Genomic DNA, 25,869 nt, shown 5'->3' with positions numbered 1-25,869 from the left:
TGCGGGCCGGGCGCGGGGTGCGCGCCCGGCCCGCTCACGGGCTGGATCCAGGCGTCAGTCGAGGCCGAATCCGTCGAGGAGGTCGAAGATCTCGTCGTCGCTCGCTGAATCGATCTTGTCCCTCATCGTTTCCTGTTCGGTCTCCGCCGCCGTGTCCGTGCCGCCGCCGGGGGCCGCGGTGAGCCGGGCCAGGACGTCGGCCAGCCGGATCGCGATCCGCTCGCGCGCCGTGGCGCCACTGCCCTCACCGACGGCACTCGCGGCGCTGTCGGTTCCCGCGGCCTCCTCGGCCCGTGCGGCGACGGCCGTGAGGACGGCCTCCAGCCTGTCGATCTCGGCGATCACCGACTGGACGGCGGCCTCCTGGCTGCCCGCGCCGCTGAGCTCGGAGCCCAGGTGGTCGACGAGGGCGGCCGGGGTCGGGTGGTCGAACACCAGGGTGGCCGGGAGCCGCAGGCCGGTGGCCGCGTTGAGGCGGTTGCGGAGTTCGAGCGCGGTCAGCGAGTCGAATCCGGTCTCGCGGAACGCCCGCTCCGCGTCCACCGCGTCCGCCGAGGCGTGGCCGAGCACCGCCGCCACCTGGCCGGTGACCAGGTCGAGCAGCAGCGCCGTCCGCTCCGCCTCGGGCGCGGCCTGCACCCGCTCGCGGAACGCCCGCGCCGCCGCCGAGCCGCCGCCCGAGCCGGAGCGCGCGCCGCGCCGGGCCGGTGTCCGGACCAGGCCGCGCAGGACGGGCGGCAGGCCGCCGTCGCGGGCCGACTCGCGCAGGGCCGTGAGGTCGACGCGGATCGGTACGAGCACCGCCTCGTCGCGCGCCACGGCCGTGTCGAACAGGGCGAGCCCCTCGTCGGAGCCCATCGCCTCGACGCCGCCCCGGGAGAGGCGGGAGACGTCCCCGTCGCCGAGGCCGCCCGTCATGTCGCTGCTCTCCTCCCACAGGCCCCACGCCAGCGAGGTCGCCGGCAGGCCCGCGGCGCGCCGCCACTGGGCGAGCGCGTCGAGGAAGGCGTTGGCGGCCGCGTAGTTGGCCTGGCCGGGGTTGCCGAAGACGCCGGCCGCCGAGGAGAACAGCACGAAGGCCGAGAGACCGAGGTCCTTGGTCGCCTCGTGCAGGTTCCAGGCGGCGTCGGCCTTCGGGCGCAGCACCCGGTCGGCCTGTTCGGCGGTCATGGCCGCCACCACGCCGTCGTCCAGCACGCCCGCGGCGTGCACGACGGCGGTCAGCGGGTGCGCGGCCGGTACGGACGCGAGCAGCGCGGCGAGCGCGTCGCGGTCGGCGGCGTCGCACGCCGCGACCGTGACGTGCGCGCCGAGCCCGGTGAGCTCGTCGCGCAGCGCCGCGGCACCGGGGGCGGTGAGGCCCCGGCGGCCCGTCAGCACCAGGTGGCGCACGCCGCGTTCGGTGACGAGGTGCCGGGCCAGCAGTGCGCCGAGGGTGCCGGTGCCACCGGTGACCAGGACCGTGCCGTCGGGGTTCCACGCCGCGGACGCGTCCGGGGCGGTGCCGGTGCGGGCCAGGCGGGGCACGAAGGCCTCGCCCCGGCGGAGGACCAGCTGGTCCTCGTCGCCGCCGACGGCGTCGGCGAACGCCTGGAGCGTCGCGTCGTGCTCGTCCAGGTCCACGAGCGTGAAGCGGTCCGGGTTCTCCGACTGCGCGGAGCGCACCAGGCCCCACACGGCCGCGCCGGCCATGTCGGTGACGGCCTCGCCGCCGGGGCCCGCCATCGCGCCGCGCGTCACCAGCACCAGGCGGGAGCCGGCGAAGCGGTCGTCGGCGAGCCATGCCCGTACGAGCTCCAGGGCTCCGTGCACGGCCTCACGGGCGGCGTCCGCCGGGGACGCCGCTCCGGCACCGGGTGCGGTGGCGGAGGGCGCACCGGAGGGCGTGCCGGAGGTGTCGGCGTGCTTCACGACGGTGCCGAGGGTGCCGAGGGTGCCGAGGGTGTCGAGGGTGTCGACGCATGTCACGACGGTGCCGGGGACGGTGCCCGCGGCCAGGGACGGCAGGTCCGCGGGGAAGCCGACGGCCCGCGAGCCGAGCGCCGGTCCCAGCTTGAGGACGTCCTCGCCGAGGACCGCCCAGGTGGCCGTCCCCTCCGCCGTGCCGGCGGCGGTGGCGGGGGCGGGTGCCCACTCCACCCGGAAGAGGGAGTGCTGTCCCTCCTCGCCGCCGTCGGCCGCCGCGAGCTGCTCGGGCGAGACGGGGCGCACGGCGAGCGACTCCACCGAGGCGACGGGGGCGCCGTCCTCGCCGGTCAGCCACAGGCCGACCGCGCCGGAGCCGGCCGGTGCCACCCGTACCCGGAGCACCGAGGCGCCGGGCGTGCGGACCGTGACACCGGACCAGGCGAAGGGAAGCGCGGCGCCGCCGCCCCGCTCCTCGCCCATACCGGCGAAGCCGCCGACGCCGATGACGTGCAGCGCGGAGTCCAGCAGCGCCGGGTGCACCCCGAACGCGCCGGCCTGTGCCCGCGTCTCCTCCGCCAGCTCGATCTCCGCGAACACCTCGGAGTCGCCGCGCCAGGCGGCCCGTACGCCCTGGAACACCGGGCCGTACTCCAGTCCGGCCACGCCGAGCTCGTCGTAGAGCGCGGTCACGTCGACCTCTTCGGCCGCGAGCGGCGGCCAGGGCGAGGCGGCGGTGACGGGCTCCTCCGGGGCCTCCTCCGACAGGGTTCCGACCGCGTGGCGCGTCCACTCCTGGTCCGGCCCGGCGCTCTCCCGGCGCGAGTGGATGGCGACGGAGCGGCGGCCGGTGTCGTCCGGTTCGCCCACGGTCACGCGCAGCTGGACACCGCCGTTGCCGCGCAGCACCAGAGGCGCTTCCAGCGTCAGCTCGTCCACGGTCGCGCAACCGGCCTCGTCACCGGCTCGGATCGCCAGGTCGACGAACGCGGTGCCCGGAAGGAGGACGGTACCCATGACGGCGTGATCCGCGAGCCACGGGTGACTCTGCAGAGACACCCGGCCAGTAAGCAGCAGACCCTCGGAATCCGGCAGGGCGACCACCGCACCCAGCAGCGGGTGACCGGTCGCGCCCTGGCCGACGGCGGCGGCGTCACCACCGGCCGCGGTGGCCTCCAGCCAGAAGGACTCGTGCTGGAAGGGGTAGGTGGGCAGGTCGACGACGCGGGCACCGGTACCGGCGAAGAACGCCGGCCAGTCGACCCGGACGCCCGCGACGTGGAGCCGGCCCAGAGCCGTGACCAGGGCCCCCGGCTCGGGACGGTCCTTGCGCAGCACCGGGACGAACGCCATGTCGTCGGTCTCCGGCAGGCACTCCTGCGCCAGCGCCGACAGCACGCCGTCGGGACCCAGCTCCAGGAACGTACGTACGCCCTGGTCGTGGAGGGTCTGGACGCCGTCGGAGAAGCGGACGGCCTCGCGGACGTGCCGCGCCCAGTAGTCGGCGGAGCACAGCTCCCCGGGCTCGGCGACCCGGCCCGTCACATTGGAGACGACCGGGATCACCGGCTCGTGCAGCGTGATGCTCTCGACGACGGCCCGGAGGCCGTCCAGCATGCCGTCCATCCGGTGGGAGTGGGCGGCGTGCGAGATGTTCAGGCGCTTGGTGGTCGCGAACAGCGCGGCCACCGCCAGCGTCGCCTCCTCGTCACCGGAGAGGACGACCGACGTAGGACCGTTGACCGCGGCGATGTCGACGCCGTCGAGCAGCACCGCCTCCACCTCGGCCTCGGAGGCGCGGACCGCGACCATCGCACCGCCCTCGGGCAGCGACTGCATGAGCGCGGCACGGGCGGCGACGAGCTTGCCCGCGTCCTTCAGCGAGAACACCCCGGCGACGTGCGCCGCGGCCAGCTCGCCGACGGAGTGACCGGCGACGAAGTCGGGCCGGACGCCGAGGGACTCGACGAGGCGGAACAGCGCGACCTCGATGGCGAACAGCGCGGGCTGCGTGTTCTCCGTACGGCCCAGCAGCGCGGCGTCGTCGAGGATCGCCCGGTCCAGGCCGACCGCCTCGCAGGCGGCGTCGAACGCCTCGGCGAACACCGGGAACGCGGCGTGCAGCTCACGCCCCATGCCCACCCGCTGCGCGCCCTGGCCGGTGAACAGCGCGGCGGTGGCACCGCCGAGCACCCGTCCGGTGAGCGCCTGGGACCCGCCGTCCACGACGACGGCGCGGTGCTCGAACTGCGCGCGGGCCGTCGCGAGGGTGAAGCCGACGCCGAGGGCGTCGAGGCCGGCCCCGGCCGTACGGACCCGGTCGATCTGCGCGTCGAGCGCCTCCGGAGTCCTGCCGGAGACGAGCCACGGGACCGCCGGCAGAACGGCGTCGGCGGCGACCGCGGCGGCGGTCGGCTCCGCCGCCTGCTCGATGATCACGTGGGCGTTGGTGCCGCTGTAGCCGAAGGACGAGATGCCCGCGCGGCGCGGCCGGCCCTCGGCCGACATCCACTCCCGGGCCTCGGTGAGGAGCTCGACAGCCCCTTCGGACCAGTCGATGTGCGGCGACGGCTCGTCCGCGTGCAGCGTCTTGGGCAGCACGCCATGACGCATCGCCATGACCATCTTGATGATCCCGCCGACACCGGCGGCGGCCTGGCTGTGACCGATGTTCGACTTGAGGGAGCCGAGCCACAGCGGCTCGTCGGCCGCGCGCTCCTGGCCGTAGGTGGCGAGGAGCGCCTGCGCCTCGATGGGGTCGCCCAGCGTCGTACCGGTGCCGTGCGCCTCGACGGCGTCGACGTCGGCGGCCGAGAGACCGGCCACGGCGAGGGCCTGGCGGATGACGCGCTGCTGCGACGGGCCGTTGGGAGCCGTCAGACCGTTGCTGGCACCGTCCTGGTTGATCGCCGTGCCGCGCACCACCGCGAGGACGCGGTGACCGTTGCGGCGGGCGTCGGAGAGCCGCTCGACGAGCAGCATGCCGACGCCCTCGGCCCAGCCGGTGCCGTCGGCCCCGGCGCCGAACGCCTTGCAGCGCCCGTCCGCGGCGAGCCCGCGCTGGCGGGAGAACTCCATGAAGGAACCCGGCGTCGACATGACGGTCACACCACCGGCGAGCGCCATGTCGCACTCACCGCCGCGCAGGGCCTGGACGGCCATGTGCAGGGCCACCAGCGACGACGAGCAGGCGGTGTCGACGGTGACGGCCGGGCCCTCCAGCCCGAAGACGTAGGAGAGGCGGCCGGAGACCACGCTGCCGGAGGTGCCGGTTCCGAGGAAGCCGTCGACGCCCTCGGGAGCCGTGGCTCCGACGCCGGACGCGTAGTCGTGGTACATCGCACCGGCGAAGACACCGGTCCGGCTGCCGCGCAGCGTGGACGGGTCGATGCCCGCACGCTCGATCGTCTCCCACGTGGTCTCCAGCAGCAGACGCTGCTGCGGGTCCATCGCCAGGGCCTCGCGCGGGGAGATCCCGAAGAAGCCGGGGTCGAAGTCGGCGGCGTCGTGGAGGAACCCGCCGTGGCGCGTGTACGAGCTCCCCGGGCGCTCACCGGTCGGGTCGTAGAGGTTCTCCACGTCCCAGCCGCGGTCGTCCGGGAAGGGGGAGATGCCGTCGCGGCCGTCGCGGACGAGGTTCCACAGGTCCTCGGGCGAGGTCACGCCGCCGGGGTAGCGGCAGGCCATGCCCACGATCGCGATCGGCTCGTCGGCGGCCACCACCGTGGTGACTGGCGCCGTCTCCTCCCGCGCGCCGAGCAGCGCCTCGCCGAGGTGACCGGCGAGGGCGGCGGCGGTGGGGTAGTCGAAGACAAGCGTGGCGGGGAGCCGGTGACCGGTCACCGCGTTGAGGCGGTTGCGGAGTTCGACGGCGGTGAGGGAGTCGAACCCGAGCTCCGTGAACGCACGGTCCGGCTCGACGGCCGCGTCGGAGGCGTGGCCGAGGACCCCGGCCACCTCCGTACGGACCAGGTCGAGCAGCAGGCCCGCACGCTCGTGCTCCGGGAGGGAGAGGATCCGCCGGCGCAGGGAGTCCGCCTGACGGGCGTCGGCGGTCCGGCGCACCGGGCCACGGACGAGCCCGCGCAGCAGTGCCGGTATCTCGCCGCCGCCACGGGCCATGGCCCGCAGATCGAGCGGGGCGGGCACGAGCAGCGTCTCGCCCGACGCCACGGCGGCGTCGAGGAGGGCGAGGCCCTGGGCGGGGGTGAGGGCGATGACACCGTCCTGTTCCATGCGCGAGGCATGGGTGGAGTCGAGCCCGGCGCCCATGCCGTCGGTGTCCTGCCAGAGGCCCCAGGCGAGGGAGGTGGCGGGGAGACCAGCGGCAGCACGCTGCTGGGCGAGAGCGTCCAGGTAGGCGTTGGCTGCGGCGTAGTTGGCCTGGCCCGCGTTGCCGAAGACACCGGCGGCGGAGGAGAAGAGGACGAAGGCCGTCAGGTCCATGCCTGCGGTCAGCTCGTGCAGGTACCGGGCCGCGTCCGCCTTCGGAGCGAAGACGGCGTCCAGGCGGTCGGTCGAGAGGGAGCCGATCACACCGTCGTCGAGAACACCGGCCGTGTGAACGACGGCGGTGACCGGGTGAGCGGCGAGGAGGTCCGCCAGGGAGGAACGGTCGGCGACGTCGCACGCGGCGACGGTCACCTCGGCACCGAGCGAGATGAGTTCATCGCGAAGCTCGGCGGCACCGGGAGCGTCGATACCACGACGGCTGGTGAGCAGGAGACCACGCACACCGTGCTCCGCCACCAGGTGACGAGCGACGAGAGCACCCAGAGAGCCCGTACCACCGGTGATCAGAACCCTACCCTCGGCGTCCCACGCGGGCACCGATTCGGCGGCGACCGAAGCACGGGCGAGACGCGGCGCGAAGACCGCTCCCCCACGCACCGCCACCTGCGGCTCATCACCGACCAGGGCCAGAGCCTCCGAAGAGACCTCACCATCCAGGTCGAGGAGGACGAAACGGCCGGGGTTCTCCGACTGCGCCGAACGCACCAGACCCCAGACAGCGGCCTGCTCCGGGTCGACGTCCGTGTCACCCGGGAGCGCCACCGCGCCCCGGGTCACCAGGACAAGGCGGGAATCGGCGAACCGCTCCTCCGCCAGCCACCCCTGAACCAGCGCGAGCACACCACGAACATCGGAAGCGACAGCGGCAACCAGCGCCGGAACCCCCGCGACACCCGCCAGACCCTCACGATCCAGCAACGCCACCGCAACATCCGAAACAGACGCCGCGACCGGCACCCACTCCACACGGAACAGCGCATCCCGCAGAACCCGGTCACCGGCAGCCAGCTCATCAGCGGCCACCGGACGCACCACCAGCGACTCCACCGACGCCACAGCGACACCAGCGGCATCCGCCATCTCCAGCGCGAAGCCCTCCGCGCCCGGAACCAGCCGCACCCGCAGCCGGGAGGCGCCGGCGGCCGCCAGCGACACCCCGCGCCACGCGAACGGCAACTCGGGCCGGTCCGAACCCTCGCCCGTGTTCAGTGCGTTGACGTGCAGCGCGGCGTCGAACAGCGCGGGGTGCAGACCGAACGCCGTGACGTCCGTACCCTCCGGCAGCGCTACCTCGGCGAACACCTCGTCGCCACGGCGCCAGGCTGCGGTCACGCCCTGGAAGACCGGACCGTACTCCAGCCCCGCCTCGGCGAGGCCCGCGTAGAGCCCGTCGACATCGACGGCCTCGGCACCGGCCGGCGGCCACTCGGTGAGGTCCGCACCACCGGTAGCGGCGGCCACGGACAGGAAACCGGACGCGTGCCGCGTCCACAGCTCATCGCCCTCGGGGCGGGAGTGGATGGACAGGCTCCGGCGCCCCTCGGCGTCGGGCTCGCCCACCGCGACCCGCAGCTGGACCCCGCCCTGCTCGGCGAGCGCCAACGGCGCCTCCAGCGTCAGCTCGTCCAGCGCGGCGCAGCCGACCTCGTCGCCCGCGCGGATCGCGAGCTCCACGAAGGCAGTGCCGGGGAGGAGGACCGTCCCCATGACCGCGTGCTCGGCGAGCCACGGGTGGCTCTTGAGCGACACACGGCCGGTGAGGAGGAACTCCTCCGAATCGGGCGCACCGACGACGGCACCCAGCAGCGAGTGGCTCACCGCGTCCTGCCCCACAGAGCTGACGTCACCGCCGCCCGCCACCGCTTCGAGCCAGTAGGACTGGCGCTGGAAGGCATACGTCGGCAGGTCGACACGACGAGCACTGGTACCGGCGAAGAAGGCCGACCAATCGACACGGGCGCCGGTGATGTGGAGACGGCCGAGAGCGGTGACGAGCGACACCGGCTCCGGACGATCCTTACGAAGCGCCGGGACGAACGCGACGTCGTCGGACACGTCGGCCAGGCACTCCTGCGCCATCGCCGACAGCACACCGTCGGGGCCGAGTTCCAGGAAGGTACGGACGCCTTCGGCGTGGAGGGTGCGGATGCCGTCGGAGAAGCGGACCGCCTCGCGGACGTGCCGCACCCAGTACTCGGGCGAGGTCAGCTCCTCGGCCAGGACACCGGTGACGTTCGAGACAACCGGAATCGCCGGAGCGGCATACGTCAAGGACTCGGCGACCTTACGGAAGCCGTCCAGCATCCCGTCCATACGGTGCGAGTGGAACGCGTGCGAGACATTCAGGCGACGGGACTTCTCGAAGCGTCCCGCAACCTGCTCAACAGCGGCCTCGTCACCCGAGATCACCACGGACGACGGGCCATTGACCGCAGCGATGTCCACACCCTCGACGAGGGCCTCACGGGCCTCGGCCTCGGTCGCGCGCAGGGAGACCATCGCGCCACCGGCGGGCAGCGCCTGCATCAGCGCCGCACGGGCGGCGACGAGCTTGCCCGCGTCCTCCAGCGAGAACACACCAGCCACATGCGCGGCAGCAATCTCACCGATCGAATGACCGGCGACGTAGTCCGGACGGACGCCCCAGGACTCGGCCAGACGATAAAGAGCCACCTCGACCGCGAACAGCGCGGGCTGCGTGTTCTCCGTACGAGCCAGCAGCTCGCCATCGTCCAGAACAGCCGGGTCCAGACCCAGCGCCCCACACGCAGCATCGAAGGCGGCAGCGAACACCGGATATGCCGCGTACAACTCACGGCCCATACCGGCCCGCTGAGCACCCTGACCCGTGAACAACGCGGCAACCTTGCCACCCAGCACACGGCCCTTGACTGTCTGCTCACCCACTACAACGGCCCGGTGCTCGAACTGCGCACGCGAGGTCGCCAGCGTGAAGCCGACACCCACCGGGTCGAGCCCGGCAGCAGCGTCGACCACCTGGGCGACCTGGGCATCCAGCGCCTCGGACGACTTGCCCGAGACCACCCACGGAACCACCGGCGGAACGACCTCACCGGTGACCGGAGCGGACTCGGCCGCCGGCGCCTGCTCAAGGATGACGTGCGCGTTCGTACCGCTGAAGCCGAAGGACGAGACACCCGCACGGCGCGGACGGCCGGTCTCCGGCCACTCGCGCGCCTCACCCAGGAGCTCGACAGCGCCCTCGGACCAGTCGATGTGCGGCGACGGCTCATCGGCGTGCAGCGTCTTGGGCAGCACGCCATGACACATCGCCATGACCATCTTGATGATCCCGCCGACACCCGCAGCCGCCTGGCTATGACCGATGTTCGACTTCAACGAGCCGAGCCACAACGGCTCGTCGCCCGAACGCTCCTGGCCGTATGTGGCCAGCAGCGCCTGCGCCTCGATCGGGTCACCCAGCGTCGTACCCGTGCCATGCGCCTCAACAGCGTCCACATCCGCAGCCGACAAACCAGCCGTAGCCAGCGCCTGCCGGATCACCCGCTGCTGCGACGGACCGTTCGGCGCCGTCAGACCATTGCTCGCACCATCCTGGTTGATCGCCGAACCACGCACGACACCCAGCACCTGATGGCCCTTACGACGGGCATCCGACAGCCGCTCAACAAGCAGCATGCCCACACCCTCAGCCCAACCCGTACCATCCGCACCCGCACCGAACGCCTTACAACGACCATCCGCCGCAAGACCCCGCTGACGCGAGAAATCGATAAACGCACCCGGCGTCGACATCACGGTCACACCACCGGCCAGGGCGAGTTCGCACTCACCGGCGCGCAGGGCCTGGACGGCCAGATGCAGAGCGACCAGCGAGGACGAGCACGCCGTGTCGACCGTCACCGCCGGGCCCTCCAGCCCGAACAGGTACGACACACGGCCAGAGGCCACGCTGCCCGCCGTGCCCGTACCGACGAAGGCGTCCACGCCCTCGGGCTCATCGCCCGTGATTCCGGTGGCGTAGTCGTGGTACATCACACCGGCGAAGACACCGGTCCGGCTGCCGCGCAGCGTGGACGGGTCGATACCGGCGCGCTCGACGGCCTCCCACGTGGTCTCCAGCAGGAGACGCTGCTGCGGATCCATCGCCAGCGCCTCGCGCGGCGAGATCCCGAAGAACGCCGGGTCGAACTCGTCAGCGTCGTGCAGGAAGCCACCCTCACGGGCGTAGCTCTTGCCCGGCAGGCCGGGCTCGGGGTCGTAGAGGTCCTCCAGGTCCCAGCCGCGGTTGGCCGGGAAGGGGGTGACACCATCGCGATCGTTGAGGACGAGGTCCCACAAGCCCTCGGGCGAGGAGACCCCACCCGGGTAACGGCAGGCCATGCCCACGATCGCGATCGGGTCGTCCGCCGCGACCACAGTGGTGGCGGCGGGCACGGCATCGTCGTCGTCCGTGCCGACGACCGTCTCTCCGAGGTATCCGGCGATGGCCGCGGCGGTGGGGTAGTCGAAGACGAGCGTCGCGGGCAGCCGGAGCCCGGTCGCCGTGTTGAGGCGGTTGCGCAGCTCGACGGCGGTCAGCGAGTCGAACCCGAGCTCGGTGAATGCCCGGCCCGGCTCGACGGCCGCGTTCGAGGCGTGGCCGAGGACGCCGGCGACCTCCGTACGGACCAGGTCGAGCAGCAGACCAGCGCGCTCCCCCTCGGGCAGCCCGAGGATGCGGCGGCGCAGCGAGTCCGCCTGACGGGCATCGACGGTCCGACGCACCGGCACCCGCACCAGGCCCCGGAGCATCGACGGCAGATCGCCGCCGCCACGGGCCATGGCCCGCAGGTCCATCGGCGCGGGCACGAGGACGGGCTCGCCCGACGCCACCGCGGCGTCGAAGAGGGCGAGACCGGTGTCGTGCGTCAGGGCGAGCATGCCGTTGCCGCCCATGCGCGAGGTGTGCGCCGTGTCCAGCGCACCACCCATACCGTCGGCGCCGTCCCACAGGCCCCACGCGAGGCTGCTGGCAGGGAGGCCGGCGGAGACGCGCTGCTGGGCGAGAGCGTCCAGGTAGGCGTTGGCTGCGGCGTAGTTGCCCTGACCAGCGGCACCGAGGGTTCCTGCCACGGAGGAGAAGAGGACGAAGGCCGTCAGGTCCATGCCTGCGGTCAGCTCGTGCAGGTACCGGGCCGCGTCCGCCTTCGGAGCGAAGACAGCGTCCAGGCGGTCGGTCGAGAGGGAACCGATCACACCGTCGTCGAGAACACCGGCCGTGTGAACCACGGCCGTGACCGGATGAGCGGCCAGAAGCTCCGCCAGGGAGGAACGGTCAGCGACGTCACACGCGGCAACGGTCACCTCGGCACCCAGAGCGGCGAGTTCATCACGCAGCTCCACAGCGCCCGGGGCTTCCAGGCCACGACGGCTGGTCAGCAGCAGACCACGCACACCGTGCTCCACCACCAGATGACGCGCGACAAGGGCACCCAGAGAGCCCGTACCACCCGTGATCAGGACCGTGCCGTCGGCATTCCACTGCGGCTGAGCCTCCGGGGCGACCGAAGCGCGGGCGAGACGCGGTGCGAAGACCGCTCCTCCACGCACCGCCACCTGCGGCTCATCATCGACAAGAGCCAGAACCTCGGCGGACAGCTCCTGATCGATATCAAGGAGCACAAACCGGTCGGGGTTCTCCGACTGCGCCGAACGCACCAGACCCCACACCGCGGCCTGCTCCGGGTCGACGTCCGTGTCACCGGCCACCGCCACGGCGCTACGCGTCACCAGGACGAGGCGGGAATCGGCGAACCGCTCCTCCGCCAGCCACCCCTGAACCAGCGCGAGCACACCACGAACATCGGAAGCGACAGCGGCAACCAGCGGCGGAACCCCCGCGACACCCGCCAGGCCCTCACGATCCAGCAACGCCACCGCAACATCCGAAACAGACGCCGCGACCGGCACCCACTCCACACGGAACAGCGCATCCCGCAGAACCCGGTCACCGGCAGCCAGCTCATCAGCGGCCACCGGACGCACCACCAGCGACTCCACCGACGCCACAGCGACACCAGCGGCATCCGTCATCTCCAGCGCCACACCATTGCCATCGGCCGTGCCACGCATGCGTACACGAAGGGCCGAAGCCCCACTGGCGTGCAGGTTCACTCCCGACCAGGCGAACGGCAGCTGCGGGCCGTCCTGGCCCGCGTCAGAACCACCCAGCACGATGGAGTGCAGCGCGGCGTCGAACAGCGCGGGGTGCAGCCCGTACGACGTGACGTCCGTACCTTCCGGCAGCGCGACCTCGGCGAAGATCTCGTCGCCACGACGCCAGGCTGCGGTCACGCCCTGGAAGGCGGGCCCGTACTCCAGCCCGGACTCGGCGAGGCCCGCGTAGAGCCCGTCGACATCGACGACCTCGGCACCGGCCGGCGGCCACTCGGTGAGGTCCGCACCACCGGTAGCGGCGGCCACGGACAGGAAACCGGACGCGTGCCGCGTCCACGCCTCATCCTCCGGCACGCCCTCCGGCCGCGAGTACACGGCCAGGGCCCGACGACCCGACCCCTCCAGCTCACCCACCAGAACACGCAGCTGAACACCGTCGCGCTCCGCGAGCACGAGGGGAACCTCCAACGTCAGCTCGTCGACGGCCGTGCAACCGGCCTCGTCGCCGGCACGGACCGCCAGGTCCACGAACGCCGTGCCCGGCAGCACGACGCTGCCCGAGACCGCGTGGTCCTTCAGCCACGGATGCGTGCGAAGCGACAACCGCCCGCTGAAGGCATATCCGCCCGAGTCGGGCAGCGCGAGGACGGCACCGAGCATCGCGTGCCCGGTCGCACCAAGACCGGCGGACTCGACATCGCCCTGCCCGGGGCGGCCTTCGAGCCAGTAGGACTGGTGCTGGAAGGCGTACGTCGGCAGGTCGACACGGCGAGCACTAGTACCGGCGAAGAACGCCGACCAATCGACACGGGCGCCGGTGATGTGGAGACGACCGAGAGCGGTGACGAACGCGGCAGGCTCCGGACGATCCTTACGAAGCGCCGGGACGAACGCGACGTCGTCGGAGGCATCGGCCAGGCACTCCTGCGCCATCGCCGACAGCACACCGTCCGGACCGAGTTCCAGGAACGTACGAACACCCTGGTCGTGGAGGGTCTGGATGCCATCGGAGAAGCGAACGGCATCACGGACGTGCCGCACCCAGTACTCGGGCGAGGTCAGGTCATCCGCCAGAGCACCGGTGACGTTCGAGACAACCGGGATCGCGGGGGCGTTGTAGGTGAGGGACTCGGCGACCTTACGGAAATCGGCCAGCATCCCGTCCATACGGTACGAGTGGAACGCGTGCGAAACGTTCAGACGGCGGGACTTCTCGAAACCACCGGCCACCTGCTCAACAGCGGCCTCGTCACCCGAGATCACCACGGACGACGGACCATTGACCGCAGCAATGTCCACACCCTCGACCAGCGCCGCACGGACCTCGGCCTCGGTGGCCCGCAGCGACACCATCGCGCCACCGGCGGGCAGCGCCTGCATCAGCGCGGCACGAGCGGCGACGAGCTTGCCCGCGTCCTCCAGCGAGAACACACCCGCCACATGCGCAGCAGCAATCTCACCAATGGAGTGACCAGCCAGGAAGTCGGGACGAACGCCCCACGACTCGGCCAGACGGTAAAGGGCCACCTCGACAGCGAACAGCGCGGGCTGCGTGTTCTCCGTACGCGCCAGCGCCTCCGCATCGTCCAGAACAGCCGCGTCGAGACCCAGCGCGGCACAGGAAGCGTCAAACGCCTCGGCGAACACCGGGTAGGCGGCGTACAGCTCGCGGCCCATACCGGCCCGCTGAGCACCCTGACCCGTGAACAGCACGGCAAGCTTCCCGCCCAGCACACGGCCCGACACGACCTGCTCGCCGTCCACCACCACAGCCCGGTGCTCGAACTGCGCACGCGAGGTCGCCAGCGTGAAACCGACACCCACCGCGTCAAGACCAGCAGCAGCGCCCACAACCTGAGCGACCTGCGCGTCCAGCGCCTCCGCCGTCTTGCCCGACACAACCCACGGCACCACGGGCAGCGTCAGGTTCTCAGTGCCGGCGGCCTCGACAGCTGCCGGTGCCTGCTCGATGATCACGTGGGCGTTCGTACCGCTGAAGCCGAAGGACGAGACACCCGCACGGCGCGGACGGCCGGTCTCCGGCCACTCGCGCGCCTCACCCAGGAGCTCGACAGCGCCCTCGGACCAGTCGATGTGCGACGACGGCTCATCCACGTGCAGCGTCTTGGGCAGCACGCCGTGACGCATCGCCATGACCATCTTGATGATCCCGCCGACACCGGCAGCCGCCTGGCTGTGACCGATGTTCGACTTCAGCGAGCCGAGCCACAACGGCTCGTCACCGGCCCGCTCCTGGCCGTACGTAGCCAGCAGCGCCTGAGCCTCGATCGGGTCACCAAGCGTCGTACCCGTACCGTGCGCTTCCACCGTGTCGATCTGGTCTGCGGACAGCCCGGCCGACGCCAGCGCCTGGCGGATCACCCGCTGCTGCGACGGACCGTTGGGCGCCGTCAGGCCGTTGCTCGCACCGTCCTGGTTGATCGCGGTGCCCCGGACGACACCCAGCACCTGATGGCCCTTACGACGGGCATCCGACAGCCGCTCAACAAGCAGCATGCCCACACCCTCAGCCCAACCCGTACCATCCGCACCCGCACCGAACGCCTTACAACGACCATCCGCCGACAACCCCCGCTGACGCGAGAAATCGATAAACGCGGCCGGAGTCGACATGACCGTCACACCACCGGCAAGCGCCATATCGCACTCACCGGCACGCAGCGCCTGCACCGCCATGTGCAGAGCCACCAGCGACGACGAACACGCCGTGTCCACCGTCACCGCCGGGCCCTCCAGCCCGAACAGATACGACACACGGCCGGACGCGATGCTGCCCGCCGTGCCGGTACCGATGAAGCCGTCGATGCCCTCGGGAAGCGCGCCGGTGAGGTCGGTGGCGTAGTCGTGGTACATGACGCCCGCGAACACGCCCGTACGGCTGCCGCGCAGCGCGGACGGCTCGATGCCCGCCCGCTCGATCGTCTCCCACGTGGTCTCCAGCAGCAAGCGCTGCTGCGGGTCCATCGCCATGGCTTCGCGCGGGCTGATGCCGAAGAACGCCGGGTCGAACTTGTCGGCGTCGTGGAGGAAGCCGCCCTCGCGGGTGTACGAGGAGCCGGGACGCTCGCCGGTCGGGTCGTAGAGGTTCTCCAGGTCCCAGCCGCGGTTGACCGGGAACTCGGACACCCCGTCCCGCCCACCGGCGACCAGGTCCCACAGATCCTCGGGCGAGGAGACCCCACCCGGGTAACGGCAGGCCATGCCCACGATCGCGATCGGGTCGTCGGAGGCGACGACGGTCGCCCTGGCCTCCGGCGCGCCGTCGTCCCCGGTGCCGAGGACGGTCTGGTCGAGGTATCCGGCGATGGCCGCGGCGGTGGGGTAGTCGAAGACGAGCGTCGCGGGCAACCGGAGCCCGGTCGCCGTGTTGAGACGGTTGCGCAGCTCGACGGCGGTCAGCGAGTCGAACCCGAGCTCCGTGAACGCACGGTCCGGCTCGATCGCCGCGCCCGACGCGTGGCCCAGGACCCCCGCGACCTCGTCGCGCACCAGGTCCGACAGCGCGGCCGGGCGCTCGTCCGCCGTGAGGCCGAGGAGCCGGCGGCGCAGGGAGTCGGCCTGGCGGGCGTCGACGGTCCGACGCACCGGCACCCGCACCAGGCCCCGCAGCATCGACGGCAGGTCGGCCGCCGAGGTGCTCGACCTCATGGCCGCGAGGTCGAGGGGTGCGGGTACGAGCACGGGCTCGCCCGACGCCACGGTGACGTCGAGAAGGGCCAGGCCCTCCCGGGCGCCGAGGGCGCGGACGCCGTCCTTGGTCATACGGGTGGTGTGAGAGGTGTCCAGGACACCGCCCATGCCGCTCGTCTCCGCCCACAGACCCCAGGCGAGCGAGGTGGCGGGCAGGCCCGCCATGGCCCGCTGCTGGGCGAGCGCGTCGAGGAACGCGTTGGCGGCGGCGTAGTTGCCCTGACCCGTGTTGCCGAAGACACCGGCGACAGAGGAGAAGAGGACGAAGGCCGTCAGGTCCATGCCTGCGGTCAGCTCGTGCAGGTACCGGGCCGCGTCCGCCTTCGGAGCGAAGACGGCGTCCAGACGCTCGGGCGACAGCGAACCGATCACACCGTCGTCGAGAACACCGGCCGTGTGAACGACGGCCGTGACCGGGTGAGCGGCCAGAAGCTCCGCCAGCGCGTCACGGTCAGCGACGTCACACGCCGCAACGGTCACCTCGGCACCCAGAGCGGCGAGTTCATCACGCAGCTCGACCGCGCCCGGGGCTTCCAGGCCACGACGGCTGGTCAGCAGCAGACCACGCACACCGTGCTCAGTGACCAGATGACGCGCCACGAGCGCGCCCAGCGCACCCGTACCACCCGTGATCAGCACCGTGCCCTCGGCGCTCCACCGCGCCTGTCCTTCGGAAGCAACGGCCGCACGGGCAAGGCGCGGCGCGAAGACCGCTCCCCCGCGCACCGCCACCTGCGGCTCGTCACCGACAAGAGCCAAAACCTCGGCAGAAAGCTCCTGATCAACATCAAGGAGCACAAACCGGTCGGGGTTCTCCGACTGCGCCGAACGCACCAGACCCCACACCGCGGCCTGCTCCGGATCCACAACCGCGTCCCCGGCAACAACCACCGCCCCACGCGTCACCACCACCAGACGCGACCCGGCGAACCGCTCCTCCGCCAACCACCCCTGAACCAGCGCAAGCACACCACGCACATCAGAAGCGACAGCGGCAACCAGCGGCGGAACCTCCGCGACCTCACCCAGCCCGGCCGCGTCACCCGACCCCAGCACCACCACCGGAACATCCGAGGCATGCGCCTGAACCGGCACCCACTCCACCCGGAACAGCGAGTCCCGCATGCCCCGATCGGCCGCACGCAGCTGGTCCGTGCCCACGGCGCGCACCACCAGCGAGCCGATCGAGGCCACGGCGGCACCCGCGTCGTCGGCCATCTCCAGCGTCACACCGGCGCCGTCTGCCGTGCCCCGCATCCGGACCCGGAGGGCCGTGGCCCCACTGGCGTGCAGGGTGACGTCCGACCAGGCGAACGGCAGCTGCGGGCCGTCCTGGCCCGCGACGAACCCGCCCAGCACGATCGAGTGCAGCGCCGCATCGAGCAGCGCCGGGTGCACCCCGAACGTCTCGGCGTCGGCGCCCTCCGGCAACGCCACCTCGGCGAAGACCTCGTCGCCCTTGCGCCACACGCCCGTCACACCACGGAAGACGGGTCCGTACTGGAGTCCCCCGTCGGCGAGTTCGGTGTAGAAACCCTCGATGTCCACCGGCGCGGCGCCGGCCGGCGGCCACTCGGCGAGGTCCGCACCACCGGCAGCGGCGGCCGCGGACAGGAAACCGGACGCGTGCCGCGTCCACAGCTCGTCGTCCTCAGGGCGCGAATGGACGGCCAGAGCACGCCGGCCCTCGCCGTCGGGCTCGCCCACAGTGACCCGCAGCTGCACACCACCGCGCTCCGCCAGCACCAACGGCGCTTCGAGCGTCAGCTCGTCGACCACGGTGCAGCCGGCCTCGTCGCCCGCGCGGATCGCGAGCTCCACGAATGCCGTACCGGGCAGCAGGACGCTGCCCGCCACCACGTGATCGGCCAGCCACGGGTGCGTACGCAGCGACAGCCGCCCCGTGAACAGGAACCCTTCCGAGTCCGGCAGCGCCACCGCCGCACCGAGCAGCGGGTGACCGGTCACCCCGAGTCCGGCCGCCGTGACGTCACCCGGCACGGAGCCCGAGGAGCTCAGCCAGAAGTTCTCGTGCTGGAAGGGGTAGGTGGGGAGGTCGGTGAGGCGGGCGCCGGTACCGGCGAAGAAGGCCGACCAGTCGACACGGGTGCCCGTGATGTGGAGACGACCGAGGGCGGTGACGAGCGACACCGGCTCCGGACGATCCTTACGGAGGGCCGGAACGAACGCTACGTCCTCGGCGTCCGGCAGGCACTCCTGGGCCATGGCCGACAGAACACCGTCGGGACCCAGCTCAAGGAAGGTACGGACGCCTTCGGCGTGGAGGGTCTGGATGCCGTCGGCGAAGCGGACGGCCTCACGGACGTGACGCACCCAGTACTCGGGCGAGGTCAGCTCCTCGGCCAGGACACCGGTGACGTTCGAGACGACCGGGATCGCCGGGACGTTGTAGGTCAGGGACTCGGCGACCTCACGGAAGCCGTCCAGCATCCCGTCCATACGGTGCGAGTGGAACGCGTGCGACACGTTCAGGCGACGGGACTTCTCGAAGCCCTCGGCCACCTGCTCAACAGCGGCCTCGTCACCCGAGATCACCACGGAGGACGGGCCGTTCACAGCGGCGATGTCCACACCGTCGACGAGGGCCTCACGGACCTCCGCCTCGGTCGCACGCAGGGACACCATCGCGCCACCGGCCGGGAGCGCCTGCATCAGACGGGCGCGGGCCGCGACGAGCTTGCCCGCGTCCTCCAGCGAGAACACACCCGCCACATGCGCCGCAGCAATCTCACCGATCGAATGACCAGCCAGGAAATCGGGGCGGATACCCCACGACTCGGCCAGACGGTAGAGCGCGACCTCGACCGCGAACAGCGCAGGCTGCGTGTTCTCCGTACGCGCCAGCGACTCGGCGTCATCCAGAACGGCCGGGTCCAGACCCAACGCGGCACAAGCAGCGTCAAACGCCTCCGCGAACACCGGATAGGCCGCGTACAACTCACGCCCCATCCCCGCCCGCTGAGCACCCTGACCCGTGAACAACGCGGCAACCTTCCCGCCCAGCACACGGCCCTTGACTATCTGCTCACCCACTACAAGGGCCCGGTGCTCGAACTGCGCACGCGAGGTCGCCAACGTGAAACCGACACCCACCGCGTCAAGACCAGCGGCAGCGCCCACAACCTGAGCGACCTGCGCGTCCAGCGCCTCCGCCGTCTTACCCGACACCACCCACGGCACCACCGGAAGCTCCCGATCAACGGAAACCTCAACGGCCTCCTCCACCGGAGCCTGCTCCACGATCACGTGCGCGTTCGTACCACTGAACCCGAACGACGACACACCCGCACGACGCGGACGCCCACCCTCCGGCCACTCACGCGCTTCGGTGAGGAGCTCGACAGCGCCGTCCGCCCAGTCGATGTGCGGCGACGGCTCATCGGCGTGCAGGGTCTTCGGCAGAACACCGGCCCGCATCGCCATGACCATCTTGATGATCCCGCCGACACCGGCAGCCGCCTGGCTGTGACCGATGTTCGACTTCAGCGAGCCGAGCCACAACGGCTCGTCACCGGCCCGCTCCTGGCCGTACGTGGCCAGCAGCGCCTGAGCCTCGATCGGATCACCCAACGTCGTACCCGTACCGTGCGCCTCAACAGCGTCCACATCCGCAGCCGACAAACCAGCCGTAGCCAGCGCCTGCCGGATCACCCGCTGCTGCGACGGACCATTGGGCGCCGTCAGACCATTGCTCGCACCGTCCTGGTTGATCGCCGAACCACGCACGACACCCAGCACCTGATGGCCCTTACGACGGGCATCCGACAGCCGCTCAACAAGCAGCATGCCCACACCCTCAGCCCAACCCGTACCATCCGCACCCGCACCGAACGCCTTACAACGACCATCCGCCGCAAGACCCCGCTGACGCGAGAAATCGATAAACGCACCCGGCGTCGACATCACGGTCACACCACCGGCGAGCGCCATCTCGCACTCGCCCTGGCGCAGCGCCTGCACGGCCAGGTGCAGAGCCACCAGCGACGACGAACACGCCGTGTCCACCGTCACCGCCGGGCCCTCCAGGCCCAGGGCGTAGGAGACGCGTCCCGACACGACGGCCGAGGACGTACCGGTACCGAGGAACGCCTCGACGTCCTCGGGAATGTTCATCGTCTGCGTGCCGTAGTCGTGGTAGCCGACGCCCGCGTAGACGCCGGTGCGGCTGCCGCGCAGGGCCGTCGGGTCGATGCCGGCCCGCTCGATCGTCTCCCAGGTGATCTCCAGCAGCAATCGCTGCTGCGGGTCCATCGCCAGCGCCTCGCGCGGGCTGATCCCGAAGAAGCCCGGGTCGAAGTCGCCGGCCTCGTGCAGGAAGCCGCCCTCACGGGCGTAGATCTTGCCGGGCACGCCCGGCTCGGGGTCGTAGAGCCCCTCGATGTCCCAGCCACGGCCGGTCGGGAAGCCGGTCACACCGTCCCGGCCGCCGAGGACGAGGTCCCACAGGCCCTCGGGGGAAGTGATGCCGCCGGGGTAGCGACAGGCCATGCCGACGATCGCGATCGGGTCGTCGTCGAGCGCCACGACGGGCGCGGCGGAGGCGGCGGCCTGTGCGGCGAGGCCGCCGGCCAGTTCCTCGCCGACGAACTCCGTCAGCAGGCGGGGCGTCGGGTAGTCGAAGACGAGCGTGGCCGGCAGCCGGAGGCCGGTGGCGGTGTTGAGGCGGTTGCGGAGCTCGACGGCCGTGAGGGAGTCGAAGCCGATCTCCTTGAAGGAGCGTTCGGAGTCGACGGTCTCCGGCCCGGCGTACCCGAGGACCGCCGCGACGTTCGTGCGGATCAGTTCCAGGAGCACGCGCTCGCGCTCGGACTCGCGCAGGGCGGCCAGGCGCAGCGTCAGGGCGTCGGCGACCGCGGTGCCCGCCGACGCGACGCGGCGGCGCGGTACGTGCACGAGGCCGCGCAGCAGGTGCGGTACCTCGTCGGCGACCGGGGCGAGTACCGACGGGTCGAAGTGCATCGGGAGGGTGTGGGCGTCCTCGGCGGCGTGGGCCGCGTCGAAGAGGGCCATGCCGTCCTCGGCCGACAGCAGCGTGACACCGTCGCGCGCCATGCGCTTGATGTCGACCTCGCTGAGCGTGCCGGTCATGCCGTCGGCCGCGGCCCAGGCGCCCCAGGCCATCGAGACGCCGGGCAGTCCGGCGGCGCGCCGGTTCAGCGCGAGGGCGTCGAGGCAGGCGTTGGCTGCGGCGTAGTTGCCCTGGCCCGGGCTGCCGTACGTACCGGAGGCGGAGGAGAAGAGGACGAACGCGGACAGGTCCAGGTCCGCGGTCAGCTCGTGCAGGGTGAGCGCGGCGTCGGCCTTCGGGCGGAACACGGCGTCGACACGGGCCGGGGTGAGCGCGTCGACGGTGCCGTCGTCGATGACGCCGGCGGTGTGGACGACGCCCTTCAGCGGGTGCCCGGCCGGTACGGAGGCGAGCAGGGCGGCCAGCGCGTCGCGGTCGGCGATGTCGCAGGCGGCGACCGTCACTTCGGCGCCGAGGGCGGTCAGCTCGTCGCGCAGTTCGCCGGCGCCGGGCGCGTCGGGGCCGCGGCGGCTGGTCAGGAGCAGGTGCCGCACCCCGTGCGTGGTTACGAGGTGGCGGGCCACGAGCGTGCCCAGCGCGCCCGTACCACCGGTGATCAGGACCGTGCCGTCGGTGTCCCAGTGGCCGGACGGGTCGGCCTCGGGCACGGTCGCGCGGGCGACGCGCGGTACGTGCACGGCGTCGCCGCGGACCGCCGTCTGCGGCTCGTCGGAGAAGACGGCGGCGGCGGGCAGGGCGAGGGGGCCCGTGGCGGCCGCGGCCCCGGCGGCGAGGTCGAGGTCGACGACCACGACGCGGTCGGGGTTCTCGGTCTGCGCGGAGCGGACGAGGCCCCAGACGGCGGCCTGGCCCAGGTCGGCGACGGTTTCGCCGGCGGTGACGGCCATGGCTCCGCGCGTCACGATCACGAGGCGGGACGCGCCGAAGGCGGGTTCGGCCAGCCACTCCTGGACGAGTCCGAGGGCCCAGTGCGTGGCGGCGTGGACGTCGTCGGCGACTGCCGGGGCGGTGGCGAGCACGACGGCCGGGACGGAGCCGGGGCCGGTGGAGCCCGCGAGCGCGGAGAGGTCGGCGAACGCGCCGGTCGCCGCGTTCCCGGCGCCCACGAGCTCGTACGGCACGTGGTCGCCGAGCACGGCCCAGGTGAGGTCGCCCGGAGTCTCGGCCGTGAGGGGGTTCCACTCCAGGCGGAAGAGCGATTCGACGTGGGCCGCGGAGGTGGCGAGGTCGGCGGTGGTGAGGGTGCGCGCGGTGAGCGCGTCGACGGAGGCCACGGGGGCCCCGGTCCCGTCGGCGATCAGGACGGAGACGGCGTCGCCGGCCGCGGAGGGGCGCACCCTGACCCGCAGCCGGGCGGCGCCGGAGGCGTGCAGCGTCACACCACGCAGCGCGTGCGCCACGGCCGGCCCGCCGGCGGGCGCGGCGGACGTCAGCGCGACGGCCTGGAACGCCGCGTCGAGGACGGCCGGGTGGATGCCGTACGCGCCGGTGTCCGCCCCCAGTTCCTCGGCGAGGGCGACCTCGGCGAGGACGTCCTCGCCGTCCCGCCAGACGCCCGTCACGCCCTGGAAGACGGGCCCGTACTCCATGCCCGCGGCGGCAGCGCGCTCGTAAAGGCTCGCGACGTCGACGGCCTGGGCCCCGGCCGGCGGCCAGGACTCCAGCCCGGTGGCCGCCGCCGGTGCCCCGGCGGCGACGGCGAGCACACCGGTGGCGTTGCGGGTCCACCGCTGCTCGTCGGTGTCGTCCTCCGGGCGCGAGTACACGCTAAGACGGCGTCGGCCGTCGGCGTCGGGCGCCTCCACGGTCAGCTGGACGTGCACGCCGCCGTGCTCGGGCAGGACGAGCGGGGTCTCCAGCGTCAGTTCGTCGAGTACGTCGCAACCGACCTGGTCACCGGCGCGCACCGCCAGTTCGACGAAGGCCGACTCCGCGACGGCCACCGCGCCGAGGACCGTGCGGTCCGCCAGCCAGGGGTGGGAGAGCAGCGACAGCCGCCCCGTGAACAGGAATTCGCCCGAACCGGCCAGCATGACCGAGGCGCCGAGCAACGGGTGATTGGCCGACCCGAGCCCCAGCCCGGAGACGCCCTTGCCGTAGACCGAACCCTGCGGCCAGTAGCGCTGGTGCTGGAAGGGGTAGGTGGGGAGGTCGGTGAGGCGGGCGCCGGTACCGGCGAAGAAAGCCGACCAGTCGACGCGGGCGCCGGTGATGTGGAGACGGCCGAGGGCGGTGACGAACGCGGCAGGCTCCGGGCGGTCCTTACGGAGGGCGGGGATGAACGCGACGTCGTCGGAAGTGTCCGGCAGGCACTCCTGGGCCATCGCGGACAGGACACCGTCGGGGCCCAGCTCCAGGAACGTACGAACGCCCTGGTCGCGGAGGGTCCGGACGCCGTCGGAGAAGCGGACCGCCTCACGGACGTGACGCACCCAGTACTCGGCGGAGGTCAGGTCATCCGCCAGAGCACCGGTGACGTTGGAAACGACCGGGATCGCCGGAACGCTGTACGTCAGCGACTCCGCGACCGCGCGGAACTCCGCCAGCATCCCGTCCATACGGTGCGAGTGGAAGGCGTGCGAGACGTTCAGGCCACGGGACTTCTCGAAGCCACCGGCCACCTGCTCGACCGCGTTCTCGTCACCCGAGATCACCACGGACGACGGACCGTTGACCGCGGCGATGTCGACACCGTCGACGAGGGCCTCACGGACCTCGGCCTCGGTCGCGCGCAGGGAGACCATCGCGCCACCGGCGGGCAGCGCCTGCATCAGCGCGGCGCGGGCGGCGACCAGCTTGCCCGCGTCCTCCAGCGAGAACACCCCGGCGACGTGCGCGGCGGCGATCTCACCGATCGAATGACCCGCGACGTAGTCCGGACGGACACCCCACGACTCGGCCAGACGGTAGAGCGCCACCTCGACCGCGAACAGCGCGGGCTGCGTGTTCTCCGTACGCGCCAGCAGATCGCCATCGTCCAGAACGGCCGGGTCCATGCCCAGCGCCGCACACGCGGCGTCGAAAGCCTCAGCGAAGGCAGGGTAGGAGGTGTAGAGCTCACGGCCCATCCCCGCCCGCTGAGCACCCTGACCCGTGAACAGCGCGGCAAGCTTCCCCTCGGAGACCTGGCCCGAGGCCGCCGGCTCGCCGTCCACCAGAACGGCCCGGTGCTCGAACTGCGCACGCGCCGTCGCCAGCGTGAAGCCGACGCCCACCGGGTCGAGCCCGGTACCGGCCTCCCGGATCCGTGTGACCTGCGCGTCCAGCGCCTCCGCCGTCTTGGCCGAGACCACCCACGGCACCGCCGGCATCCCGACGGCGTCAGCCGCGGCGTCTCCGGCGGCGGCCTCGGCCTCCACCGGCGCCTGCTCGACGATGACGTGCGCGTTCGTACCGCTGAAGCCGAACGACGACACACCGGCACGCCGCGGCCGGCCGTCGGCCACGGCCCATTCGCGCGGCTCGGTCAGCAGCTCCACCGCGCCCGCCGACCAGTCCACCTGGTCTGTGGGCCGGTCGACGTGGAGGGTCCTGGGCAGCACGCCGTGGCGCATCGCCATGACCATCTTGATGATCCCGCCGACACCGGCGGCGGCCTGCGCGTGGCCGATGTTCGACTTGAGGGAGCCGAGCCAGAGGGGACGGCCGGCGGGCCGGTTCTGCCCGTACGTGGCGAGGAGGGCCTGCGCCTCGATCGGGTCGCCCAGGACGGTGGCCGTGCCGTGCGCCTCGACCGCGTCGATCTCGACGGCGGACAGGCCGGCGTCGGACAGGGCCTGGCGGATCACGCGCCGCTGGGAGGGCCCGTTGGGGGCGGTGAGGCCGTTGCTGGCGCCGTCCTGGTTGATGGCCGAACCGCGGACCACCGCGAGGACCGGGTGGCCGTTGCGGCGGGCGTCGGACAGGCGCTCGACGAGGAGCATGCCGACGCCCTCGCCCCAGCCCGTGCCGTCGGCGCCGTCCGCGAACGAGCGGCAGCGTCCGTCCGGCGCGAGGCCGCCCTGACGCGAGAAGTCGACGAACGAACCGGGCGTCGCCATGACCGTGGCGCCACCGGCCAGCGCGAGGTCGCACTCGCCGGACCGCAGGGTCTGGATCGCGAGGTGGAGGCCCACCAGCGAGGACGAACACGCGGTGTCGATGGTGACGGCGGGGCCCTCGAGGCCGAAGGCGTAGGAGATACGGCCGGAGGCGACGCTGCTGGACGTACCGGTGCCGAAGTAGCCCTCGATGCCCTCGGGTTCGGTGTTCTCCAGGACGGTGGCGTAGTCGTGGTAGGCGATGCCCGCGAAGACGCCCGTGCGGCTGCCGCGCAGCGACTCGATGTCGATGCCTGCGCGCTCGACGGCCTCCCAGGAGGCCTCCAGCAGCAGGCGCTGCTGCGGGTCCATGGCCAGCGCCTCACGGCGGTTGATGCCGAAGAAGCCGGGGTCGAAGTCGGCGGCCTCGTGCAGGAAACCGCCGTGGCGGGTGAAGGACGTGCCGGGCTTGGTGCCGGTGGGGTCGTACAGCGACTCGACGTCCCAGCCGCGGTCCTCGGGGAACGGCGAGATGCCGTCGGCGCCCTCCGCGACCAGCTTCCACAGGTCCTCCGGGGAGCCGACCCCGCCCGGGTAGCGGCACGCCATGCCGACGATGGCGATGGGTTCGGACCGCGCGGCGGACTGCGCGGAGTGGGCGGCCTCGACGTCCTTCAGGCGCTGGCGCGTCTGGTGCAGGTCGGAGGTGACGCGCTTGAGGTAGTCGAGAAGCTTCTGTTGGTCGTTCAT

Annotated in this window: 1 protein-coding gene; it reads right to left on the bottom strand. The window is 72.2% G+C overall.

Translation table 11 applies throughout. The annotated features are described in order from the left end of the window. Nucleotides 1-54: 54 nt before the first annotated feature. The gene (locus LUZ64_RS16835; RefSeq protein ID WP_232389837.1) at nt 55-25,869 is read right to left on the bottom strand and encodes a type I polyketide synthase; all 25,815 of its coding nucleotides are present in this window, start codon (nt 25,867-25,869) and stop codon (nt 55-57) included.

Origin of the sequence: Streptomyces albireticuli, assembly GCF_021228125.1 — a bacterium.
Taxonomy (GTDB): Bacteria; Actinomycetota; Actinomycetes; order Streptomycetales; family Streptomycetaceae; genus Streptomyces; species Streptomyces albireticuli.
This window is presented reverse-complemented; position numbering and strand designations above follow the sequence as displayed.

What these genes read in the sequence shown, in the direction of transcription:
- LUZ64_RS16835 (WP_232389837.1), bottom strand. Translation starts at nt 25,869, where the DNA reads ATGAACGACCAACAGAAGCTTCTCGACTACCTCAAGCGCGTCACCTCC.